Origin of the sequence: Mucilaginibacter sp. KACC 22773, from assembly GCF_028736215.1 — a bacterium.
Taxonomy (GTDB): domain Bacteria; phylum Bacteroidota; class Bacteroidia; order Sphingobacteriales; family Sphingobacteriaceae; genus Mucilaginibacter.
The window spans coordinates 2,478,394-2,502,082 of record NZ_CP117883.1; the positions used below are offsets into that span (position 1 = coordinate 2,478,394).

At 45.6% G+C, this 23,689-nt stretch carries 13 protein-coding genes; 9 read left to right on the forward strand and 4 right to left on the reverse strand.

Annotation, left to right across the window (positions count from 1 at the left end; genetic code table 11):
- The first annotated feature begins 6 nt into the window (after positions 1–6).
- The 4 genes from PQ469_RS10570 (at position 7) to PQ469_RS10585 (ending at position 7,445) form a co-directional block, all read left to right on the forward strand.
- Entirely contained in the window at positions 7–1,452 is a 1,446-nt protein-coding gene (locus PQ469_RS10570) for an MBL fold metallo-hydrolase (protein WP_274212940.1), read from the forward strand.
- Between the two features lie 168 nt (positions 1,453–1,620).
- Positions 1,621–2,820 carry an efflux RND transporter periplasmic adaptor subunit gene (locus tag PQ469_RS10575; RefSeq protein ID WP_274212941.1) on the forward strand — a complete coding sequence of 400 codons (1,200 nt, stop codon included), beginning with the start codon at positions 1,621–1,623 and terminating at the stop codon, positions 2,818–2,820.
- Positions 2,821–2,861: 41 nt separating this feature from the next.
- On the forward strand, positions 2,862–6,020 hold the full coding sequence (locus PQ469_RS10580; RefSeq protein WP_274212942.1) for an efflux RND transporter permease subunit: 3,159 nt from the start codon (positions 2,862–2,864) through the stop codon (positions 6,018–6,020).
- Positions 6,021–6,038: 18 nt separating this feature from the next.
- Positions 6,039–7,445: an efflux transporter outer membrane subunit gene (locus PQ469_RS10585; RefSeq protein WP_274212943.1), complete on the forward strand. Its 1,407-nt coding sequence runs from the start codon at positions 6,039–6,041 to the stop codon at positions 7,443–7,445.
- Positions 7,446–7,653: 208 nt separating this feature from the next.
- On the opposite strand, the gene PQ469_RS10590 is transcribed toward PQ469_RS10585, so the two are convergent.
- The 3 genes from PQ469_RS10590 to PQ469_RS10600 form a co-directional block, all read right to left on the reverse strand.
- On the reverse strand, positions 7,654–7,815 hold the full coding sequence (locus PQ469_RS10590; protein WP_274212944.1) for a hypothetical protein: 162 nt from the start codon (positions 7,813–7,815) through the stop codon (positions 7,654–7,656).
- Between the two features lie 133 nt (positions 7,816–7,948).
- Positions 7,949–8,683 (reverse strand): LytR/AlgR family response regulator transcription factor, encoded by a 735-nt coding sequence (locus tag PQ469_RS10595; protein ID WP_274212945.1) that lies wholly within the window; start codon positions 8,681–8,683, stop codon positions 7,949–7,951.
- 1 nt (position 8,684) lies between these two features.
- Positions 8,685–9,803, reverse strand: coding sequence for a sensor histidine kinase (locus tag PQ469_RS10600; protein ID WP_274212946.1), 1,119 nt, complete (start codon positions 9,801–9,803; stop codon positions 8,685–8,687).
- Between the two features lie 239 nt (positions 9,804–10,042).
- On the opposite strand from PQ469_RS10600, the gene PQ469_RS10605 reads away from it, so the two are divergent.
- The 4 genes from PQ469_RS10605 to PQ469_RS10620 all read left to right on the forward strand — a co-directional run bounded on the left by PQ469_RS10605 (position 10,043) and on the right by PQ469_RS10620 (position 16,138).
- Positions 10,043–12,496, forward strand: coding sequence for a TonB-dependent receptor domain-containing protein (locus PQ469_RS10605; RefSeq protein ID WP_274212947.1), 2,454 nt, complete (start codon positions 10,043–10,045; stop codon positions 12,494–12,496).
- 32 nt (positions 12,497–12,528) lie between these two features.
- Positions 12,529–13,566, forward strand: coding sequence for a glycoside hydrolase family 43 protein (locus tag PQ469_RS10610; RefSeq protein ID WP_274212948.1), 1,038 nt, complete (start codon positions 12,529–12,531; stop codon positions 13,564–13,566).
- Between the two features lie 353 nt (positions 13,567–13,919).
- Positions 13,920–14,600 (forward strand): 3-keto-disaccharide hydrolase, encoded by a 681-nt coding sequence (locus PQ469_RS10615; protein ID WP_090647288.1) that lies wholly within the window; start codon positions 13,920–13,922, stop codon positions 14,598–14,600.
- A gap of 5 nt (positions 14,601–14,605) precedes the next feature.
- Complete coding sequence (locus tag PQ469_RS10620; RefSeq protein WP_274212949.1) at positions 14,606–16,138, forward strand: Gfo/Idh/MocA family protein; 1,533 nt, start codon at positions 14,606–14,608, stop codon at positions 16,136–16,138.
- Positions 16,139–16,208: 70 nt separating this feature from the next.
- Here the strand turns inward: PQ469_RS10620 and PQ469_RS10625 are convergent, their stop codons facing one another.
- Complete coding sequence (locus tag PQ469_RS10625) at positions 16,209–17,063, reverse strand: hypothetical protein (protein WP_274212950.1); 855 nt, start codon at positions 17,061–17,063, stop codon at positions 16,209–16,211.
- 746 nt (positions 17,064–17,809) lie between these two features.
- Between PQ469_RS10625 and proA the strand changes: the two genes are divergently transcribed.
- Positions 17,810–23,686 (forward strand): anti-phage protein ProA, encoded by a 5,877-nt coding sequence (proA, locus tag PQ469_RS10630; RefSeq protein WP_274212951.1) that lies wholly within the window; start codon positions 17,810–17,812, stop codon positions 23,684–23,686.
- Positions 23,687–23,689: the final 3 nt, after the last annotated feature.

The following is a 23,689-nucleotide window of genomic DNA, read 5'->3' on the forward strand; positions in this document are numbered from 1 at the left end:
CTTATCATGAGTAACCTTAGCGTAAATATAAAAATGTTCCAGGTTGGCGAACTTGGAGATTGCTTTCTGTTAAAATTTAAAAAAGACGGGAGCGAAAGTTCGGTATTAATTGATTGCGGTTCGTTTCGCAATTCAGATAAATCTGAGCAAAGGCTTCAAACTATAGCCGGGTTTATTCAGGATGATTTGGAGGGCATGCCCCTTGATGTTGTTGTAGGTACACATCAGCATAATGATCACCTGTCGGGATTTGTACATGCTTTCGGGGTTTTCCAGCAAACTGGTATCAATAATGTATGGCTATCATGGCTTGATGACCCAAAAGACGAACAAGCCGGTAAAATTGCTGCGGGGCAGCGTAAAGTGACCGACAACCTTCAAAAAATTGTGGACGGACTTGCAAAAAATAATAACGAAAGCCACTCACTTGCTTCCAGCCGCATCAGTGATGTTTTGGGATTTTATCTGGCAGCCGATGATGCTGAAGTACCAAAAGCTGAAAAGAAAGTAAAACGCCCGCCGGTAGTGCCGCAAATGGGTATTGATAATTTGCGCAAACTTGGTAAAACCATCTCATACCTGTCGCCGGGATCTGTATTGGATTTGCCCGCCCTGCCCCAAAACTCGGTTAAGGTTTATGTGCTTGGGCCGCCAAGAAACAGCAATTTGCTGTTTGATATTAATCCTAATAAGGATGAAACTTATGATACCAAGCTTGCAGCAATAAGTAATCTTGCCGAAGGCTATCTATCGGCAATGAAAAACTTTACAGGCGAGCCTGTAGATTCAGATGAGGGGAATTTTCCATTCGACAAAAAGCACGATAGAAAACTAACATCAAAATTGTTTTCGAAAGAATACCAGATGAAAAAAAATGCCTGGCGTACCATAGACGATGAATGGCTTGACCAGGCCGAGCGCTTATCCCTTTACCTGGATACCTACACCAACAACAGCAGCCTTGTATTGGCCTTTGAGCTGGTTGAATGTAGTAAGGTATTGTTATTTGTTGGCGATGCCCAAACCGGAAACTGGCTTTCATGGGAAGATATTAAATGGGATAAGGACAAAGTAAAAGCAGGTTTCTCTTTAGATTATCTGCTGAACAATACGGTGTTGTATAAAGTGGGCCACCACTGTAGCCACAACGCTACATTAAAAGAATACCTTGATGATAAAATCATCCATAAGGACCTTGTAGCCATGATTCCCGTTGATCGTACCGATCCAAATATCACCAAGAATAATGGCTGGAAAATGCCGGCGGTAAACCTTTATAAAAAACTAAAAGAAAACACGCAAAACCGCGTGCTGGTAATGGATGTTGGCTACGACGCTGATTGCGACCCGGACGGGCAGGCCAAAGAAGCATGGGCCAAAGTGCCTTTTAAGCCGGTGTACAACCAACAAAAGTTTTACATTGAATATGAGGTTCACAGTGATTCAAATTAATTATAGATAAGTTGTATTAGACGTTAAAAAACGATTTGTAATTATCTAATCAAACAATCTTTCAGTCCTACTGTAACAATATAGCCCTCTTAGGCATCTATATTGAAACTATATCCGAATTTAGCGGCTGCTTTGCCGTGCGCGGTAGTGTTGATGATTTAATTTATAATGATGTTTTTTATCCTGTCTTCCAAAAAAATCCAAACAAAACGTTTTTTTAATGCCCTGTATTTATTGCCGGCCATTGTTTTAGTAACTGCATCTTGTGGTAATAAAAATACACAGGCCGCCAGCCAGGGACAGCAGGTATTGGATTACAAAGTAGTTCAGGTACAACCACGCCAGGCCACGTTAAATGTTGATTATCCCGCAAGTATACAGGGGCAGCAAAATATAGAGATAAGGCCGAAGGTGGATGGTTATGTTGAAAAAATTTATGTTGATGAAGGCTCCATTGTAACCAAAGGGCAATTGCTGTTTAAGATAAACGCCCCGCAATATGAGCAGGAGGTGCGTACTGCCGAGGCAGGTATTAAAACCGCCGAAGCTGATCTGGCACTGGCTAAAATGCAATTGAACAAGGTAAAACCACTGGTGGAGAAAGATATTATCAGCCATTATGAACTGGAATCGGCCGAGTATACACAGCAATCAAAAGCGGCGGCGCTTGCCCAGGCCAAAGCCGCGTTGGTAAATGCCAAAGTGAATTTAGGGTACACCACCATCACCAGCCCCGTGAATGGCGTTATAGGCGCGTTGCCGTACAAATTGGGCAGCCTGGTAACCAGCAGCACAACAGACCCGCTCACCACGGTTTACAATACCTCAAATGTTTACGTATACTTTGCCCTGAACGAGAAGCAACTGCTTGGTTTTAGTCGCGACAGTACAGCTAAAACATCTTTTAAAACCAAATTGAACCAGTTGCCCCCGGTTTCGCTCATATTGCCCGATGGCAGTACTTATGAGCATGCCGGTAAAGTTGAAACCGTGAATGGTTTAATTAACACCGCAACCGGCGCAGCCAATGTACGTGCCGATTTTGCAAACCCGCGCGGCCTTATCCGCAGTGGCAGCAGTGCGGTAGTACGCATCCCTAATGTTGTAAAATCGGCTTTACTGGTGCCCGAAAGCGCTACTTATGAATTACAGGACAAACGCTTTGTTTACGTAGTTGATGATCAGCATAAAATAAAAAATGTAGCCATTAAAGTGATGGATAATACGGCCGGCCAGTTTTATGTAGTTACCGATGGCTTAAAGGCCGGCGATAAAATTGTGCTGGAAAGTTCGGGTAACCTGCAGGATGGTACCGAAATTAAGCCAAATGAAGTTAGCGCCGGGTCGGTTTACGGCGGCGTTAAATAATAGCGTTTCTTATCCCTCAATTCATTTACAACAGCTATACTATGCTTAAAAGATTTATAGAACGCCCGGTACTATCCACCGTAATTTCGGTTTTGCTGGTAATACTGGGTATTTTAGGGTTAATAAACTTACCAATTTCGCAATATCCGGATATTGCACCGCCTACCGTACAGGTAGAAGCCTTTTATAGCGGCGCCAACGCCGATGTAGTGCTCAAAAGTGTGATTATCCCGATGGAGGAGCAGATAAACGGGGTGGAGAACATGACCTACATGACTTCATCTGCCAGTAACGATGGTTCGGCGTCTATCACGGTATACTTTAAGGTTGGTACCAATCCTGATCTGGCCGCGGTAAACGTGCAAAACAGGGTATCGCGTGCTACAAGTTTGCTGCCGTTGGTGGTTACGCAATCGGGTGTTACGGTAGCAAAAAGTCAGAGCAGTAACCTGATTATCTTCTCATTATACAGCGAGAATAAAACTTACGACGAAACTTTTCTGCAAAATTATGCCAAAATAAACCTGGTACCGCAAATTCAGCGGGTTACCGGTGTTGGTAATGCCAACGTGTTTGGCTCAAAAGATTATTCGATGCGCATTTGGTTAAAACCCGATGTGATGTCGCGCTATAATCTTATACCTGATGATATTACCGAAGCGCTCAACGAACAGAACATAGAAGCCGCCCCGGGTAAATTTGGCGAAAACAGCAAGCAATCCTTCCAGTACGTTATCCGCTATAAAGGCCGGCTAAAAACCGCCGCCGAATTTGGCGATATCATCATCAAATCGGTAGGCAACGGGCAGCTGCTGCGCCTGAATGATGTGGCACGTGTTGAGTTGGGATCTTTGGATTATTCTTTCGAGATACAAACCAACAGGTTGCCTTCGGTAGGGGTGGCTATCAGCCAAACAGCAGGGTCAAACGCCCGCGATGTGATCAACGAATCGAAAAAAATCCTGGAGGCCGCTGCCGAAAAATTCCCTAAGGGGATGAAAATAACTTACTTGGTTGATGCCAACAGTTTCCTGGATGCCTCGATAGAAAAAGTGATCAGTACATTGATAGAAGCATTTATCCTGGTATTTATAGTAGTGTTTGTGTTTTTGCAGGATTTTAGGTCAACATTAATCCCGGCTATAGCGGTGCCTGTGGCTATTGTGGGTACCTTCTTTTTCCTCAACTTGTTTGGCTTCACCATTAACCTGCTTACCCTTTTTGCATTGGTACTGGCCATAGGTATTGTAGTAGATGACGCCATTGTGGTGGTAGAAGCTGTGCACGCCAAGCTTGATCAGGGTTATAAATCGGCCCGGAAAGCATCTGTAAATGCCATGAACGAAATTTCGGGCGCTATCGTTTCCATCACGCTGGTTATGTCGGCGGTATTTTTACCGGTTACGTTTATTTCGGGCTCAACAGGCGTATTTTATAAGCAGTTTGGTATTACGCTGGCTGTAGCCATTTTGCTATCGGCAGTAAACGCCCTAACCTTAAGCCCGGCATTGTGCGCGTTATTTTTAAAGCCACATGAAAAAGGGACAAAAAAACATGGTTTCATCAACCATTTTTATGTGGTGTTTAATACCTCGTTTGATGCGGTAACCAACAAATATAAAAAATCGGTAAGCTTTTTGGCAGGTCGTAAATGGATTGCCCTTGCAGCGGTGGTGGTGTTTTCGTCCATCCTGATTTACCTGGTAAAAACAACCCCATCCAGCTTTGTGCCCAATGAAGACCAGGGGACAGTGTTTGCCGCCATCAGCTTGCCGCCTGCCTCGTCAATGGAACGTACCGATGCTGTTGCCAATAAGATAGATAGTATTGGCCATACCATCCCATCGGTAGTTAATACGCTTAAATTGGTGGGCTTTAACTTTATTGCCGGCTCGGGCAGTGCATACGCCATGGTGATTATGAAGCTGAAGGGCTGGGATCAACGTAAAGATAAAAGTCAAAGCCTGCAAAGCATTATTGGCCAGCTTTCGGCCAAAACAAGCGGTATGCGGGAAGCCAACGTGTTTTACTTTTCACCGCCAACCTTACAGGGGTTTGGTAACAGCGATGGTTTTGAATTTCAGCTACAGGATAAAGGCGGGCATACTGTTGATGAATTGTATAAGGTAAGTAATACCTTTCAGGCAGCATTAAAAAAACGTAAGGAGATCCAAAACCTTAACTCATCATTTAATCCAAACTTCCCACAGTTCCAGGTAGATGTTAATGTGGCAAAATGTAAGGAAGCTGGAGTAACCGTAACAGGCGTATTAAATACCCTGCAAGGTTATTACGGCGGTTTATATGCATCAAACTTTAATGACTTTGGCAAGCAATACCGGGTTATGGTACAGGCAGATTATGATTACCGGGCCAACGAAATTGGCCTGAGTAAAATATTTGTACGCAATGCGGCTGGTGCCATGGCGCCAATAACATCGTTTATCACGCTGAAAAGGGTATTTGGTCCCGAGTCTATTTCGAGGTTTAACTTATTTACGGCCATATCGGTTTCCGGCTCCCCAAACCCGGGGTACAGTACAGGAGATGCTATAAAGGCCATTAATGAAGTTGCCAAACAAACGCTGCCTGCCGGTTACGATTTTGAATTTTCGGGCCTTACCCGCGAGGAATTGAGCACCGGCACGCAATCGGCTTACATATTTATGCTTTGCCTGGTGTTTGTGTACTTTTTACTTAGTGCGCAATATGAAAGCTATATCCTGCCGTTCGCGGTATTATTATCGCTGCCTGTTGGTTTAGCGGGTACGTACCTTTTTGCCTGGATTTTTGACATCGGCAGTAATATTTACCTGCAAATTTCGCTCATCATGCTCATCGGTTTGCTGGCAAAGAACGCTATCCTGATAGTAGAATTTGCTTTGGAGCGACGCCGGGCAGGTATGGATTTAATACCCGCTGCCATAGCAGGCGCCGAAGCCCGTTTGCGCCCGATTTTGATGACATCTTTTGCCTTTATATTTGGTATTATGCCCTTGATGTTTTCGACAGGGGCTGGTGCAAATGGAAATAAATCAATAGGTACAGGCGCTGTGGGGGGGATGTTTGTGGGGACGGTATTTGGGGTGTTTGTTATCCCTATTCTGTTTATCATTTTTCAATCCCTGCAAGAAAAAGTTGGCCGTAAACCAAAACCCGAAGATGAAGATGATGAGGCGGAAGTAGTACCTGCCCGTTAATTTAGTAAAAGATATAAAATGAACAGACGGAGTTTTAAATATATACTGCCCTTTACGCTGCTATTCGGCGTTGTGCTATCGTGCAAAGTAACGAAAACGTATAACCGGCCGGATATAGGCACAACCGGACTTTACCGCGATGGGCAAACTAACGATACTACCACGATAGCGGCTATGCCCTGGCAAAAACTTTTTGCCGATACTATACTTAAATCGCTGATACAGGAAGGGTTGAATAATAACCTGGACCTTAAAACCGCTGTTCAGCGGATACTGGAGGCGCAGGCAACATTGCAGCAAAGTAAGGCCGCGTTTTATCCATCGTTAAGCGGCAATGCCAGTGTAACCCGGTCAAAACAATCATCGGCAGGCTTAAATTATCCTGCCGGTACAATTGTTAATACCTTAACTACCACTTACCAGGCGGGTCTAACAACCTCATGGGAGGCCGATGTTTGGGGGAAGCTGAGCAGCACCAAACGTGCGGCGTTGGCTGGTTTTTTACAAACTGATGCGGCTAAGCGGGCCGTGCAAACCCAGTTGATTGCCGACATAGCCAATAACTATTTTACCCTGTTGGCATTGGACAAACAGCTGGAAATTACACTGCAAACCCTCAAAAACCGCATTAAAGATGTGGAGACCATGAAGGAGCTTAAGGCCGGCGCAGTGGTAACCGGGGCCGCTGTGGTGCAAAGCGAAGCCAATCGCTATGCCGCCGAAGTATCCATTCCTGATTTAAAGCGCAGTATCCGCGAAACCGAAAATGCTTTGGATATCCTGTTATCAAGGCCGCCGGGCGTGGTAAACCGCGGCAGTTTGGATACCCAGAACATGGCCACCGAATTACAGGTGGGCATCCCAACACAATTGCTCACTAACCGCCCGGACGTACAGCAAAGCGAATACGCTTTCCGTGCCGCGTTTGAGAATACCAACGTGGCTAAAACGTATTTTTATCCCTCGTTTACCATCACAGCCTCGGGAGGTTTATCAACCTTACAGCTTAAAGACTTTTTTGTCAATTCCATATTTTACAATATTGCCGCGGGCCTTACCCAGCCCATTTTTAACCAGGGCTTGAACAAAGCCCGTTTACACACTGCGCAGGCACAGCAGCAGGAAGCGCTTAACAGCTTCCAGAAAACATTGCTGGTAGCAGGGCAGGAGGTATCCAATGCATTATATGCACACCAAACCGCCCTTGAAAAACAGGATGCCCGCAGTAAGCAGATCATCGCTTTGCAAAAATCGGTTGAGTATACACAGGAGTTATTGCGGTACAGCTCGGCCACCAATTATACCGATGTATTAACATCCGAACAAAACCTGCTGGCAGCACAGCTAAGCGGTGTTAACGATAGGCTGCAGGAGCTGCAGTCTGTCGTTAATTTATACCGAGCATTGGGTGGAGGCTGGCGGTAGTAGCGGCGGGTGTATGTTATTTTGCTATACAGGTGCGTATAAAAAGATACAGGATATTGGATAGAAGCCAAAATCCCGCGGATGGCATGAGGCAGAAGACTTGCGAAGTTTTTAAAACTTCGCAAGTCTGGATTCGTAAAATCCCCCTAAAACAAAAAAAGCTTCTTAAAAAAGAAGCTCATTTTCATAGGTAGGTGATATATGCTGATCAGGCAATAAAGCCTGGAAATTGCGTGTTGTTAACCTGTTTATTGCCAATTAACTGTTTATGAATAGCCTTAAGGGTTACTACTTCCCTGGTAAACAGATCAACAATTGAATTTTTGATGTGTTTAACTGTTTTTTCGGTATTGATGTGTACTATCTGCATGATTCAGTTAATACCAATTTCGTGCCAAAAAAGTATTGGGTTTTCTTTGTGGTTTAAATTTTATCCTGCTGCGTTTTGTAAATCGTTTTAAACCTGGGCTATGGGCGCCATTTACGTTTATGACTGGTGTTTGTTATTTTTTATCCCAAAGCCTGTTGGTAACCACCTGGCCAATCACCTGTTCGCGGTAATTACGGCTTATAGGGATTTTGCTGGCCTGGATAAATATCTCATTGCCTTCAATACCATCAATTTTGTTGATAGCTACAATGTATGATTTGTGCACTCTGATAAAAGCCTTGCCGGCCAGGTTTTCCTCCAGGTTTTTAAGGGATAGCATGGTTACATATTTGCCTTTCAGCGTAAAAATGTTCACATAGTTTTGCATGCCTTCTACATAAAGGATCTCATTCAAGGGTACTTTTTCATATTTGCTGCCGCATTTAATAAAAAAGTAATCTTCCGGCTTTTCGGTTTTAATGACATCGGCTGACGCAGGTTTCGTTAGTAACCGGTGATAGTCCCGGGCTTTGCTGGCCGCCTTAAAAAAACGCTCAAAGGTGATGGGTTTAAGCAGGTAATCCAGCACATCCAGCTGAAAACTTTCCAGCGCGTAAGTAGGGTAGGCGGTAGTTATAACCACCATGGGCGGTTTTTGCATAATCTTCAAAAACTCTATCCCGTTCATTTTGGGCATCTGGATATCCAGGAAAATCAAGTCGGCGGGTTGCCTGTCAAGCAGTTTCAAAAGCTCAAGCGGGTTTTCGCAAGTGCCGGCCAGCTGTAGAAAATCTACCTCGCGTACGTAGTTCCCAAGCCCTTCGCGGGCCAATGGCTCATCATCGACAATTATACAATTGATATTCATATTAAGCCATTTGCATGGTTGGTGATATTTGGAGCACAGCAAGCGTTAGCCGTAGTTTTACCGTAAAAGTATCGGGTTGGCTGTCAATATCCAATTCATAAATGCCGGGGTACATTAAATCGAGCCTCCGTTTAACATTGGCCAGCCCTATACCGCCGTATTTTATCGCCTGGTTAGCCTCGCCGGGGGCTGTACTGTTGCTTACAAATAAGCTAAGCCGCTGCCCTTCCAGTTCAAGTTTTATGCTGATCCAATTGCTGCCATTTACATGGGCCGATACGTGCTTGAAAGCGTTTTCTACAAACGTCATCAAAATAAAGGGAGCGATGCCCAGGCTGCCGGCAAAAGGTGTTGTCAACGCTATATCAGCTTGCACTTCGGTATCATGTCGCAGCTTTTCCAGTTCGATAAAATTTTCAAGATAGGCTATTTCTTTTTGAAGGGGGATTTGCTGGTCGTTGCATTCATAAAGCTGATGCCGCAACAATTCAGAGAATTTGGCCAGCGAAGCCGAAGCCATATTGGGATTTTTGTGGATAAGGAAAAATATGGAATTGATGCTGTTAAACAAAAAATGAGGGTTAAACTGGTATTTTAAAAATTTAAGCTCGGTTTCAAGCTTCTCTTTTTCCAGCATTTGTTGCCTTTTTTGCGTTTGTGCCCAGGTTTTAGTAAGCTTAATACTCATGGCAAGAGTGCTGCTGGCCACTATTGATGGCAACGGATTGGCCAGGAAAAGGGTAAAAAAGTTATGAGGCCCGCTACCATATAAATCATCCATTGTTTTACCCGATAGAATGGCGCTTAAAAAATACCCCGGAACAATCAGCATGGCAGCCACGATGATGGTTAATAACTCGTAAGTTATGTATTGCGCAAATTTGCCCTTTTCCATATAACGTGGCATCAAAAAATACAGGTTAAAATACGCCGCTAAAGCCTGGAATACCAGGTAAAAGCTAAATTTTACCGTGTAGGGAGAGAAAAAGATGCTGCGCGCCACGCCAATAGGATCGCCCTGGGAAAATACCCACCACAGGTAATTGTATAAAAACCAAAAAGGCAGGTGGTATAACTTATACCTGATAAGCCAGTTTTGTTTAGATTGAATTTGAGGCATAGCTAAAGATACAGCTAAATGAATTATTTTTTTATGGCCGTAATCTCAACGGCCTTAATTAATTGACCAAATGCACCTATTGGTGTATAACCGGTAAATTATAATAAATACGGACCGTTTTAATCAACTTCGGCGCTTGTAATGTATTTCGTCAATCAAGGTAGTACACTGGTCAATCGGATTTTTCTGCGGTAGTTGGTTTGTATTCCTTTGGTCATACAACCATTTGAAATTGACCTATGAAATACTTAATCATCAGCTTACTAACTTTTTTTTGCCAGACATTGTTTGCCCAGGTATCGGGAAAATTTGTGGACGCTACCGGGCAACCTGTTTCATTTGCAACGGTGATATTATTGGATAGTACCGATAACGCGCTGATAAAATCGGCGCTTACCGACGATAAAGGTGCTTTCAGGTTTGAACCTGTTAGCCAGGGCCGGTACATTGTCAAAGTAAGTGATATGACTCATGAAACATGGTCGTCGCCCGTATTTGAGCTTGCCGGTATAAGGCCAGCCAAAAATCTGGGCATTATCGGGCTAAAAGGGGCATCCAGGCAATTAAGCGAGGTTACGATCAGGGCAGATAAGCCTTTGGTGCAGCAGGAGCCGGGCGGGATGGTAGTAAATGTACAAAGCAATATATTAACAAAAGGCAGTTCGGTTTTACAGGTATTACAGCGCTCGCCGGGTATAATCGTCAACCCGCAAAACACCAGCATTACCCTTAACGGGAAGGCGGGAGTAATGGTTATGCTGGATGGTAAGCTGATGCGGATGTCGATGCAGCAGGTACTTACTTTACTAAACGGCATAAGCGCTGATGATATTGAAAAAATAGAACTACTAAATACCCCGCCCGCCAAATACGATGCCGATGGCAATGCCGGGCTCATTAACATCGTCACCAAAAAAAATAAACAGCGAGGTACAAGCGGGTCTGTTACGGCCACGGCGGGATATGGCAGGGGCGAAAAGGGCTCGGCAAACGTCTCAATCAATCATAATACCGGTAAGGCGGGCCTGTGGGCTTCTTATTCGTATGCTCATGACCGCGGGCATAGTGAATTGTTTGCAGGTGGGACGGAAACTGTACCAGCCATAGGTGGCCAAACCGAGTTTCTGTACACAGGGCTTGCCAAACCAATAGCCAAATACCAGGATGCTGAAATTGGTGCCGACATCCGGCCTAATCAAAAGACAACCGTTGGCGCCAGTATCTATTTTGCGGCGGGAAGTAACCACAACAATAATTACAACCATGGCCATTATGCCCTTAAGCCCGATTCTGTTTTGCTGTTCAATTCCTACCTCGATGGTATTAATCATACTTACAATACCATTGGCTCCATTTACCTGGAACGGGAACTAAGTAAAGGCGAAAAAATCAATTTTGATGCGGATTATATTTATTACAAAAACAACGGGCAAACTAATGTTGAAAGCACCTTTGTTGATAACTATGGTAACCTGGCCGGTGCCGGCGACAGCCTTTACGCGCCCCGCCAGCGCGATTTGGCCAGTACCGCTATCAAAGTATCTGTGCTTAAAGCAGATTACACAAAACAAATAAACCCAAACCTGAAATTAGAAGCAGGGGTAAAGGGCACCTTTACCCGCAGCAATAGCGTATCCGGAATTGAAAATATGCAAAACGGCCAATGGGTACTAAGCAGTGTAGGGGTATCCAATAACCTGGTTACAAAGGAGGTGATTGGCGCGGGGTACGCAACTTTGAATGCGAAGCTGGATACCGCTACCAGCCTTACTATTGGCGCACGCTATGAATACTCGCACAACAGTACCGATAACGCCAGTAATGCCCAATATGATATCGACCGGAAATTGAAGAAGTTGTTTCCGAGTGTATTTCTGACGAGGAAACTTAATGACCATTCCGAATTGCAGTTATCCTATACCAAACGCGTCAGCCGCCCATCCTACAGCGACCTAGCTTCGTATGTAACCTATAATGACCCGGTATCTGTTTTTACAGGAAACCCTGCGTTAAAACCTACCATTACCGATAATATTAAACTGGCTTACAATTACCACGATTATGTGTTCTCGGTTTTATTCAGCCGCGATAAAGATGTGATATTACAAACGCAAATTTCTACCGGGCCATCTAAAGGGTTGGTTTACCTTGCCCCGCAAAACGCACCTTATCAAAATAACATTACCCTGCAAACCAGCGTCCCGGTAAAAATAACAAGCTGGTGGGAGGGGCGTTATGGTTTTGTTGGCGGCTGGCGGCAATACAAAGTGGACTATACGCCGCAAACTTTTATCAAATCATACTTTGCCGGATCGGTTGATTTCAGCGAAACGTTTAAACTTCCTAAAAGCATTTCGGTGGAGGTTTCCGGTTATGCCTATTCACCGGCGTATTACGCTACCTCAAGAAGCAACGGAAACGGGATGCTTAACCTGGGGATAAAAAAGGAATTGGATAATAATAAAGGCAGTTTTCAGCTATCAGTTACCGATTTGTTGTTGTCGGCAAGCTATTACGCTTATATCGGCCACCTTACCCGCGATGCTTTTAATTCGCAGGTATGGGTACGGTATAACGGCGAGTCAAGGGGTTTTCCCATTATCAAGCTTACCTATTATCGGTCATTTGGCTCAAAAAACAAGGTTCAACGAAAGGATGATAATGCCTCCAAAGATGAAAGAGGGCGGTTATAAATTATATAAAAAATAGTGTCCTATATTAGGGCATGAAAAACATTATAAAAATCTGCCTTTTATTGATGGTTGTGGCCCAATCGGGCTTTGCCCAGCAAAAAACTTTCATGAATCCATTGCTGCCTTCCGGTGCCGATCCCTGGGTTATTTCCAAAGATGGCTTTTACTATTATACCAATTCAACGGGTAGTCACCTGGCTATCTGGAAAACAAAAGATATTACGCAGCTAAAAACAGCTGTTAAAAAAACAATTTGGGTGCCACCGGCGGGTACCAACTATTCAAAGGAACTTTGGGCGCCCGAGCTTCATTTTATAAAAGGCAAATGGTATATGTATTTTGCTGCCGATGACGGCAATAACAACAACCATCGGATTTATGTGCTCGAAAATACCGCCACTGATCCTACACAAGGCGCCTGGACATTTAAAGGAAAAGTAGGCGACAGCACCAACAAATGGGCCATTGATGTATCGGTATTTGAAAATAAAGGACAGTTATACATGATTTGGGCCGGCTGGGAAGGCGATGTTGACGTGCAGCAAAACATCTACATAGCCAAAATGAAAGATGCCTGCACCATTGAAGGCCCGCGGGTAAAAATATCAAGCCCCGAGTTTGACTGGGAAAAATATGGCGACCTTGGGGCACAATCAAACCCGCCGCATGTTAACGTAAACGAAGGCCCCGAGATTTTAAAACACAACGATAAGCTATTCCTTATATACTCGGCCAGCGGTTGCTGGACAGATTATTATGCCCTTGGTATGCTCACGGCATCAAAAAACAGCAACTTATTGGATGCCGCATCATGGAGAAAGTCGGTCCAACCGGTATTTAAGCAATCGCCGGAAAATGGTGTTTATGCACCCGGCCACAATTCATTCTTTAAATCTCCTGATGGAACGGAGGATTGGATATTGTACCACGCCAACTCCAAACCTGGCCAGGGCTGTGGTAATGACCGGTCGCCCAGGGCGCAAAAATTTGGCTGGAAAAAAGATGGATCGCCCGATTTTGGCGTTCCTTTAAAAGAGGGCGTACCCCTTGATATACCATCGGGGAATTAATATTGTTGTTTGAATTGCAGTTGGTTTGTCGTAAATCCGCAGTCTTAAAAAGCGGTGATAACTGGTTTATTATACCGCGCGCGGGTTAATAAATTGGTGATAAACATGTCAGTCTACAAGGCAAATGCATCTAATAGTTAATGGATTGCGCGATTAGTTTAGTGTTAACCATGTAAAAATACAAAACATTGACTGTCAAATATTTATATAAAAATATATCTAAAATATGTTAAGTTATGTTAACCCAGTTAGATGCGTTTGCCCTGTGTCAGTCTAAAGGTTTCCTTGCATCTTTCAAATAAATATCTCTACCTTAGTATAACCAGTTACAAGCTATTTAATTCCTGTCTGCCATGATCAAAAAGCATTTTCAACAAGGCCTGCTGGCCTGTTTACCACTTATTATTTTATTTTCAATAGATGCCAAAGCGCAAAATAAAGATGGCTGGCGACAGCTTTTTAACGGTAAAGACCTTAACGGCTGGAAACAGGTTGGCAAGGGCAGCCGCTATGTAAAGGATGGCTTAACCGGCAGCCACGGCGGCATGGGCTTATTGTACTGGACGAAAGAAAAATTCAGCAACTGCACTATCCGGGTAGTTTATAAAATGCAAAAGTTTAACAGCAATGCCGGTGTATTCATCCGCATACCGCTGGAGCCCCGCGAGGAATGGATGCCCGTATTTTATGGTTATGAAGTGCAGATAGATAACCATCCCGAAACCTCCAAAGAGGACGACTACCATATTACCGGCACCCTGTATTCGCTTACCAAGCCATTGGCCAAACCCGGCAAGCCCGGTCCGCAATGGAATACCATGGAAATTACACTGGATGGCCCGCGAACTATAGTTGTTGTTAACGGTCAAAAAGTAACCGACTATAAGGAGGGCGACCCAACACCGGCCCGTAAATTTGATTTCGAACCGTTCCGCGGCACGCGTCCTAACGAGGGCTACATAGGCTTGCAAAACCATGGCGATGACGATGTGGTTTTTTTTAAGGAAGTAGCTGTTAAACCATTGCATAAATAATAACCATGGAGCAATTGGATGAAACAAAAAGTAACAAAAGTAACAATGGCATAAGCCGGGCCGATTTTATAAAAAAAACCGCTATAGCTACAGCCGGGTTTTACATTGTGCCGCGCTTTGTGCTGGGTGGTAAAGGTTACACAGCACCAAGCGATAAGCTATACATTGCCGCGATAGGCTGCGGCGGCGAGGCCGAGAACGATATTAAGCACTTTGCTACCGCCCCTAAAAAGAATGCTGTTATAGCCTTTTTATGCGATGTTGACGACAGGCAGGCCGCGCCACGCCGCAAAGAGTTCCCCAAAGCGCCTTATTATCATGACTGGCGCGAGCTGTTTGATAAACAGCATAAAAACTTTGATGCCGTAACCGTTGCCATACCCGATCATAACCACGCCTTGGTTGGGCTGAGCGCTATGCAGCTCAAAAAACATTTGTACCTGCAAAAGCCATTAACCCATGATATTTACGAAGCCCGCATACTAACCCAGGCATCCGAAAAATACCGGGTGGTAACTCAAATGGGCGACCAGGGTGCATCCTGCGATGGTATGCGCACCATGCGCGAATGGTTTGAAGCCGGCCTGATAGGCGACATTGAGAAAGTATATTGCTGGACCGACAGGCCGGTTTGGCCGCAAGGGATTTCCTGGCCGAAAACAAGCCCGCCAATTCCTAAAGAACTCAAATGGGATTTGTGGCTGGGTACTGCAAGGCAAACCAGCTATATTGATAACCTGGTGCCCTTTAACTGGCGCGGCTGGTGGGAGTTTGGCACCGGCGCGTTGGGCGATATGGGCTGCCACATTATGGGGCCGCCGTTTAAACTGCTTGGCCTGGGTTACCCAACCGAAGTTTCGGGCAGCGCCAGCACCGTTTACAGCGGCATTTTTAAAGAAGGCATTTACCCCGAAAGCGGGCCGGTATCCAGTGCTATCAAGTTTAAATTTAAACAGCAAAACGGTAAAAACCTCGATCTGCATTGGATGGATGGCGGCATAACGCCCGAACGCCTTAACGAGCTTGACCCTGCTTTAAACATGAATGAAGCGTTGGGAGATTTTCCCGGCGAAAATGATTTTGAAGGCTGTACATTATTTATAGGCACCAAAGGAAAAGTTTCCTGTGGTTGGGGAGGCAGTCACCCCCGACTGCTGCCGCTTACCTTAAACAAGGATATAAACGTACCCGAAAAGTACCCGCGCGTTGCTGGTGGGATGGATGGCCATTGGTGGCAATGGGTTGATGCCAGTATAGCCGGCTACGGCAAAATGGAAGTTGATTCGCCATTTGTGGGATATGCAGGGCCATTGACGGAAACAGTGCTGATGGGCAACCTGTTGCTGCGCACCTTTAACCTGCGCGAGAAAATAAAACGCAACGACCCGGTTTATGGCAATATGGAAGGCTACAAATTTAGCGGCAGGTACACCGGCTTAAATTGGGACGGCGAAAACATGCGCGTAACCAACTTTGAACCCGCCAACCAATACATCCGCCGTACTTACCGGCAGGGTTGGGGCGAACTGAAATTGTAATTAACCCAGGAAATATAAAACCGGGCGAGTGATAAATGTCACCCGCCCGGTTAATATGTTTTTTGAAGATTTATAAAGCTACGGTTGTACTGTTAGTCACCTTCCAGATAGCACTACCAGCTACCGGGAAGCTTACGCCGTTGGTATTGCCTCGGGTTGCGGCATCCTGTCCAAAATAGTATAGCGGATGCCCTTTATAAACAAGCTGCGTTTTTCCGAATACGTTAATAGTGGTAAACTGGGTTTTATCAAAAATTGACGGGATACTGGCCACCCCGGTAACCTCAAAAATAGGCCACGCGGCGTTATTGCTGAAATCGGCTTTTGTAAAGTTGTTTTTGCTTGATGCATCTTTACTAAACATGTATAATGTAAGCCCCCGGTCATCAGTAATAAATTGCGATGCTCCGGTGCCTGCAATGCCTTGGTCGTTGTACTGGGCTTTATCCAGCCCGATAAGCTGGGCGTTGCCAAACATAATGGTGTAGTCGGCCTTGGCTATGACCCAAAGGTTGGCAACCTTATCACCATTGGTATCACCGGCTTTAAGGTCTTTGCTGTAATAATATAATGGCCAGCCTTTATAGGTACTTTGTTTACTGCCGTCGGGCCTGTCAATCACACCAAAATCTGATGATGTTAAGCCGGCGCCAATAGTGAGTCCTGCTTTGTAAAATACCGGCCAGGTTGTAGCGCAGCCGTCTACACAAACCGAAGCGCCGCTTACATCTTTAGAGAAAAAATAAAGCGAGAATCCGTTGTTATCTGTAAGTACTTTCCCGAAGGTGGCGTTATCGGTTAGCACAACTCCGGTAAGCTGCGGCGTTGGTATAATGCGATTTGAACTTTTGCTGCATGAGGAGTCCAACAGCACAATGCTTACAAACACTGCAATCATTGCATGAAGTAACTTGTAATTTTTCATAAGTTTTAATTTAAGATGTAGTTGATTTTATTAGTCATTACTCTAAAAAAGGGTAAATGGTTGCTTTTTAAGAAATGTAAAATTTAAGGTGGAGCTAAATGCCCGGTGGAAATTCTGAATGGGGAATAACGTATATCGCATGGCGGCGAAGACTCACCCGGCGAGGCTGCGCCCGCCACCCTCTCTTCACCTGCGGTGAGTGTTGCACAACTAAGGTTGCAAAAAAAAGCGCATGTTTTATGGCGGTTTGACGCCCTGAGATTTGAATATCGACTAACTTGCTTTTGGCAATAGCTGAATATTAAAATCTCAGAAGGTTGATCGACAAGATTTGAAATTTTGCGACGTATGCGCTTAGTTGTGCAACAATCACCTGCGGTGGAAAGAGGGGCTTGAACGTTGAATATAAATACGTTATAAAAAATAAGTAATAAATTTCCAAGCCCCTCTTTCCGGCGAAGCCGAAGAGAGAGTGGCCAGCGCAGCGTAGCCGGGTGAGTCTTAACCAGCGTTGAAAGCCAATGTTTGTGTAAATATTGAATGTGTCATATGAGTAACGAATCGAAGGTGATTAAGTAATGCTGTGAATACACTATACTATCGAAATCACAACGTCTTTTTTATACGAGACTCATGTGTTCCCACCAGTCCCCCATGCCCATATTTTAGCTGGGTATATTAAAAAAACACATTCGCAGCGTTTAATATGGAACAGATAAAAATAAATATCTATCTTTTCAACTAATATGAGCACGCGTATTTTAACAGCAACAGATATCAACCTTACATATACTCCTGTAATCAATTTCGCACTTCAACAAAACCATGTGCCGGTAATCCGGTCGCTGGTAATTAACAACACCACCAGGGTTGAGTGGAATGCCCTGGAAGTTGAAATTACCGTTGAACCAGCTTTTGCCCCTTTATGGAAAAGGATTTACGGGTATGTAAAACAAGGGGATGCCTTTGAAACAGGTGCTATACAGCTTAATTTATCAGCCCAATACCTGGCTGAATTAACCGAGAAAGTATCAGGCACTATAAATATTATTATCCGTAATGGTGATGAACTGCTATTGTCGGAAAATCGCCCGATCGAACTGCTTGCTTACGATCAATGGAACGGACTGAGCTTGCTGCCCGAGATGCTGGCGGCTTTTGTAACACCCAATCACCCGGAAATTCCAAAGATCCTTCGCCGCGCATCCGCCATTTTACAAAGCTGGACGGATAACCCATCATTTGATGATTACCAAAGCCGCAGCCCCGATAGGGTTCGTAAGCAAATGGCCGCCATTTACGAGGCCATTGCCGAGCAGCAACTGATATATTGTACCGTACCAGCCAGCTTTGAAGAAAGCGGACAGCGCATCCGCTTGTGCGATGCCATATTTGTCAACAGGCTTGCCAATTGCCTCGACCTATCGTTGTTATACGCCGCCTGTATGGAGGCCGTGGGTATCCACCCGATTATTATTATAGTGAAAGGGCATGCCTTTGCCGGCGGCTGGCTGGTTGACGAATCATTTGCCGATGCCGTGAATGACGATCCATCGCTTATTACCAAACGTACGGCGGATGGTATAAGCGAGATAGCCATTGTAGAAGCTACCTGCATGAATGCAGGCAACAATACCTCATTTGATTCGGCTGCGGCATCGGCCGGGCAAAAAATGCTGAATGCCAGTGAATTTATATTGTTTATAGATATTAAGCGAGCCCGTTTTAGCGGTATACGGCCACTGCCCTTGCGGGTACAAACCGCAGCAGGCTGGGAGATTATTGAAGAAAGCCGGCAGGAGCGGGCCAATGCCCTGCCCGAAGAGATTTACGCCGGGCAAAAACTAAGAAACGTAGATCATATCGAGATTTCCAAGCAACGCCTTTGGGAACGTAAATTACTCGATCTTACGTTGCGTAACAGCCTCCTCAACATCCGGATAACCAAAAGCGTAGTACAGTTTATGACCGTGAACGTAGGTAAACTGGAGGATGCCCTGGCCGATGGGCAGGAATTCCAGGTGTTGCCAAGGCCGGCCGATTGGGATAACTCGCTGCGCGATGCCGGCATGTACCAGGCGTTGCATCAGTCTGACCCGATTGCCGAGCTGATACAGCACGAACTGGGTCAAAAACGTATCCGTAGCTTTTTGCCCGAGCCGGAACTAACCAATGGGCTTACCAGTTTGTTCCGTGCCTCGCGGTTATCCATCGAGGAGAATGGAGCTAACACCCTTTATATCGGCCTGGGCTTGTTAAGATGGTACGAAACTGATGCCAGCGAGCGCCCAAGGTATGCTCCTGTTTTGCTGATACCTGTCGAGATCATCCGTAAATCGGCTCAAAAAGGCTATGTAATTCGCAGCCGCGACGAAGAAACCATGGTGAACATTACCTTACTGGAAATGATACGGCAGGATTTTGGCGTCACTATAGGCGGCCTGGATACATTACCTAAGGATGAAAGTGGGGTAGATGTAAAGCTGATATTTAACATTGTACGGCAGGCCATTATGGCCAAATCAAGATGGGACGTAGAGGAACAGGCGGTGCTGGGAACCTTTTCGTTCAGTAAGTTTATCCTCTGGAACGATATTCATAACAATGCCGAACACCTTTATCGCAATAAGGTGGTAGCCAGCCTGGTATCGGGCAAGCTGGAGTGGCAGGCGCAGGAAAATGCCGATGTATCGCTGATACAGGATAGCCAGCTGCACCCGGCAAATATCGCACTCCCCATCAGTACCGATTCATCGCAATTGCAGGCTATTGTAAGTTCGGGGCAGGATAAAAGCTTTGTGCTGCACGGGCCTCCGGGTACCGGCAAATCGCAAACCATTACCAATATTATAGCCAATGCCTTATACGCCGGGAAACGGGTGCTTTTTGTGGCGGCCAAAAAAGCCGCGCTCGAGGTGGTGGAAGACAGGCTGGAATCAATAGGCATAGGCGATTTTTGCCTCGAACTACATTCCAACAAATCAAAAAAAACAGCGGTGTTGGAGCAACTGAAAGCAGCTACCGAGGTAGCCCGCAAAGCCGCCCCCGAAAGCCACCGCGACGAGGCCGACCGCCTGTTTGCCCTGCGAAATGAGTTGAATACTTATGTTGAAGTGCTGCACAAAAAATATCCGTTCGGTTATTCGTTGTTTGATTTGTTTAGCAGCTACAGCCGTTTTGAAAAGGGGGAGGACAAGGTATATTTTGCAGCAGGCGCAATAGCACAGCTAAGTCCTGCAAAGTTAATTACATGGCACGATGTGGCCGAAGAATTACAGGTAGCCGGTGCACTAATAGGCCAGCCTGCCAACCATGCCCTGCAATACATGCGTTTGCAGCAATATAATAACCAGGTAAAGCAAGACGCCGGTCAATTGATAGAGCACCTGCTTGACCTCCTGAGTCAATACCAAAGCCAGCTTATTGGTGTAAGCAGGTTGCTGAAAATAAACGGGTTGGTTAAAAGCAAGGAGCAACAACAGTCATTACATACCCTGGTAAGCTTACTGCTTGAATTGTCCGATATCCCGGCATCATTGCTGCAGGCCGATTTCCTGGAGCAAACTTTTGCCCAGGTGGTAGGGATTGCGGCCCACGGGCAACAGCGCGATAAACTACGTTCGGCCTTGCTTGGCCGATACCAAAAGGAGGTTTTAGCTATACCAGCCCAAAGAATTTTATCTGAATGGAATATTGCTAATGGTAAATGGTTTTTACCACGGTGGCTGGGCCAGCGGGCAATTGTAAAAAACATGCGTGCGCTTTCGGCCACAGGGCAAATTGATAAATCGGTTATAGCTCAGGACTTGCAGCAGGTGATAGCCTTCCGGGCAGAACAGGATGTGATTGACAAAGCTGCTTTTTTACCCGGCCTGCTCGGTTTTTTATGGAAAAATGGCGATCCCGACTGGGACGCGTTACTCCGTATAAGTGATGTCGTTATCAGTATTAACCGCGCCGCAGGAACGCTTGTAGGTGCCACCCAGTTGAGGGAGTGGCGTGCGGCATTATCGCGTGAGTTTACCGAAGGCAGCAGGGCGTTTATTATCCAAAACTCCGGCACGCTAGGCAGTTTACTGGCTACGGCACAGCAAGTGACTACTACCGAAGGGCAAATTCAACAACTGTTGGGCATAAACTTTGCCACGTTGCCTGTTGTTACCGGTGATTACACTGCCGACCTGATTGATGAGGCCGTTAAGTGGGTGCAACACCTTGACGAATTGAAAGATTGGTACAACTGGACATCGACACGGGACAAAGCCCTGGCCGCGGGATTAGACCCCTTGCTTACCGCTTACGAAAAAGGTAATATGACAAATGCCGACCTGGTGAGGCAGTTTCAGAAAGGGTTTTACCGCTCGGCCGCCGAATATATATTGAGTATGCACCCGGAACTGGCCAGTTTTAACAGTGGTTTGTTTGGCGAAAAAATAAGGAAGTTTCGTGAGGTGAGCAGCAAGTTTGAAATGCTCACCCGGCAGGAGTTATACGCAAGGCTGGCAGCAAACATCCCTTCATTTACGCAGGAGGCTTCGCAAAGCTCAGAAATTGGCATGTTGCAGCGGGTAATTAGGAATAACGGGCGGGCTATGTCTATCCGCAAAATATTTGATGGCATTCCTAATTTATTGCACCGGCTGGCTCCTTGTATGCTGATGAGCCCGATATCGGTAGCCCAGTATTTTGATGCCGGCAACCCTAAGTTTGACCTGGTGATATTTGATGAAGCATCACAGTTGCCCACCTGCGAAGCAGTTGGCGCCATTGCCCGTGGTACAAACGTAATAGTAGTAGGCGACCCTAAACAAATGCCGCCGACCAGCTTTTTTGCCACCAATAACTTTGATGAGGACAATGTGGAGAAGGAAGACCTGGAGAGCATCCTGGACGATTGCCTCGCGCTATCCATGCCATCACAACACCTGTTGTGGCACTACAGGAGCAAGCACGAAAGCTTAATTGCGTTTAGCAACGCCAAGTATTATGATAACAAGCTACTTACCTTTCCGTCGACAGATGATATTACCAGCAAAGTAAGTTTTGTGCCTGTTGAAGGGCACTACGATAAAGGTAAAAGCAGGCAAAATAAATACGAAGCCAAAGCAATTGTTGATGAGGTGATTAAGCGATTGTCTGATCCGTTGCTGGCCAAAAGGAGTATTGGCATTGTAACCTTTAGTTCGGTGCAGCAACTGCTGATTGATGATATGCTGACAGAAGTTTTTGTACTTAGGCCCGACCTGGAAAAAATTGCCCTGGAAACCGGCGAACCCCTGTTTATTAAAAACCTGGAGAACGTTCAGGGTGACGAACGCGATGTGATCCTGTTTTCTATTGGCTACGGGCCTGATGAAAAGGGTAGGGTAAGCCTTAATTTTGGCCCGGTAAACCGCGATGGTGGCTGGAGGAGGCTGAATGTAGCCGTATCAAGGGCAAGGTACGAGATGAAAGTATTTTCGACTTTAAGGTCAGATCACATAGACCTTAACCGTACACCATCTGAAGGAGTTGCAGGGCTAAAAGCATTTTTAGCCTACGCCGAAAAGGGAAAAAGCGCTTTGCCGCCCCGCGCATCGGTTAAACAAAAAGAAGATGGCGGGTTTGAGCTGAGCATAGCCGAATCGGTTCGTAAACATGGTTATGAAGTACACAGCCAGATAGGATGTTCTGATTTCAGGATTGACCTTGGGATTGTGGATAAGGAAAATCCATCGGCATATATTTTGGGCGTTTTAACCGATGGCAAAAACTATCATGCGGCAACCACCTCGCGCGACAGGGAGATAGTGCAGGTTGATGTGTTAAAGTCGCTGGGATGGAATGTGCACAAGATCTGGTCGACAGAATGGTGGGAGAAGCCAGACAAGGTTATCAGCGGCATAATGGATGCCGTTACTAAGGCAGAAGAAAGTAAAAAGAAAGCAGCGAAACCGGCTGTAACGGAAAAAGCTAAACCGGTACCAACCCGGCCCGAAGACTTAAATAACAAACCATCATTTAACCAGGCTGTTCCCGAAACACAAGCCCGGCCTGCGGCTCCGGCTGTTTCAAAAGTTGCCGAGGCATACCAGGTTAGCCACTTAGATGCTGTTCATACGCTAACGGCCGATGATTTTATTATGCAGCATAACCGCGGCAAGCTGAAAACGCAGGTTTTTAATGTGCTGCAAACCGAATCGCCGATAAGTAAGGATCTGCTCATCAGGCGGGTTCTGGCAGCGTGGGGAATTAGCCGGGTAACGGCGCGGTTTGTTAATCACCTTGATGGGGTATTTGACCAGATGAACCTTACGCAAACCAAAACCGCAGGGGGCAATGTTTATTTCTGGAAAGCAGACCAGAGTCCTGAAAAATATAGCATCTACCGCGTTGCCAAAACTGATGACGATAAACGGGATGCTGATGACCTGCCGCCTGAGGAGGTAGCAAACGCTATCCGCGAAATTCTCCATAACCAGGTGAGCCTGGCCCGGGCCGACCTGATAAGGGAAGGGGCGAAGCTGTTTGGTTTTGCCAGGATAGGCGCCAATGTAGAAAGCGCTATGCTAAGCGGTATTAATATTGTCGTGAATAAGGGTTTTGCAACGGTAAATGGCGAGCGGGTGGTTTTTAAAGGTTAATAG

Bases quoted from the DNA above. Each gene is read 5' to 3' on its own strand.
- PQ469_RS10570 (WP_274212940.1), top strand. From the start codon at position 7: ATGAGTAACCTTAGCGTAAATATAAAAATGTTCCAGGTTGGCGAACTT.
- PQ469_RS10575 (WP_274212941.1), top strand. From the start codon at position 1,621: ATGATGTTTTTTATCCTGTCTTCCAAAAAAATCCAAACAAAACGTTTT.
- PQ469_RS10580 (WP_274212942.1), top strand. From the start codon at position 2,862: ATGCTTAAAAGATTTATAGAACGCCCGGTACTATCCACCGTAATTTCG.
- PQ469_RS10585 (WP_274212943.1), top strand. From the start codon at position 6,039: ATGAACAGACGGAGTTTTAAATATATACTGCCCTTTACGCTGCTATTC.
- PQ469_RS10590 (WP_274212944.1), bottom strand. From the start codon at position 7,815: ATGCAGATAGTACACATCAATACCGAAAAAACAGTTAAACACATCAAA.
- PQ469_RS10595 (WP_274212945.1), bottom strand. From the start codon at position 8,683: ATGAATATCAATTGTATAATTGTCGATGATGAGCCATTGGCCCGCGAA.
- PQ469_RS10600 (WP_274212946.1), bottom strand. From the start codon at position 9,803: ATGCCTCAAATTCAATCTAAACAAAACTGGCTTATCAGGTATAAGTTA.
- PQ469_RS10605 (WP_274212947.1), top strand. From the start codon at position 10,043: ATGAAATACTTAATCATCAGCTTACTAACTTTTTTTTGCCAGACATTG.
- PQ469_RS10610 (WP_274212948.1), top strand. From the start codon at position 12,529: ATGAAAAACATTATAAAAATCTGCCTTTTATTGATGGTTGTGGCCCAA.
- PQ469_RS10615 (WP_090647288.1), top strand. From the start codon at position 13,920: ATGATCAAAAAGCATTTTCAACAAGGCCTGCTGGCCTGTTTACCACTT.
- PQ469_RS10620 (WP_274212949.1), top strand. From the start codon at position 14,606: ATGGAGCAATTGGATGAAACAAAAAGTAACAAAAGTAACAATGGCATA.
- PQ469_RS10625 (WP_274212950.1), bottom strand. From the start codon at position 17,063: ATGAAAAATTACAAGTTACTTCATGCAATGATTGCAGTGTTTGTAAGC.
- proA (WP_274212951.1), top strand. From the start codon at position 17,810: ATGAGCACGCGTATTTTAACAGCAACAGATATCAACCTTACATATACT.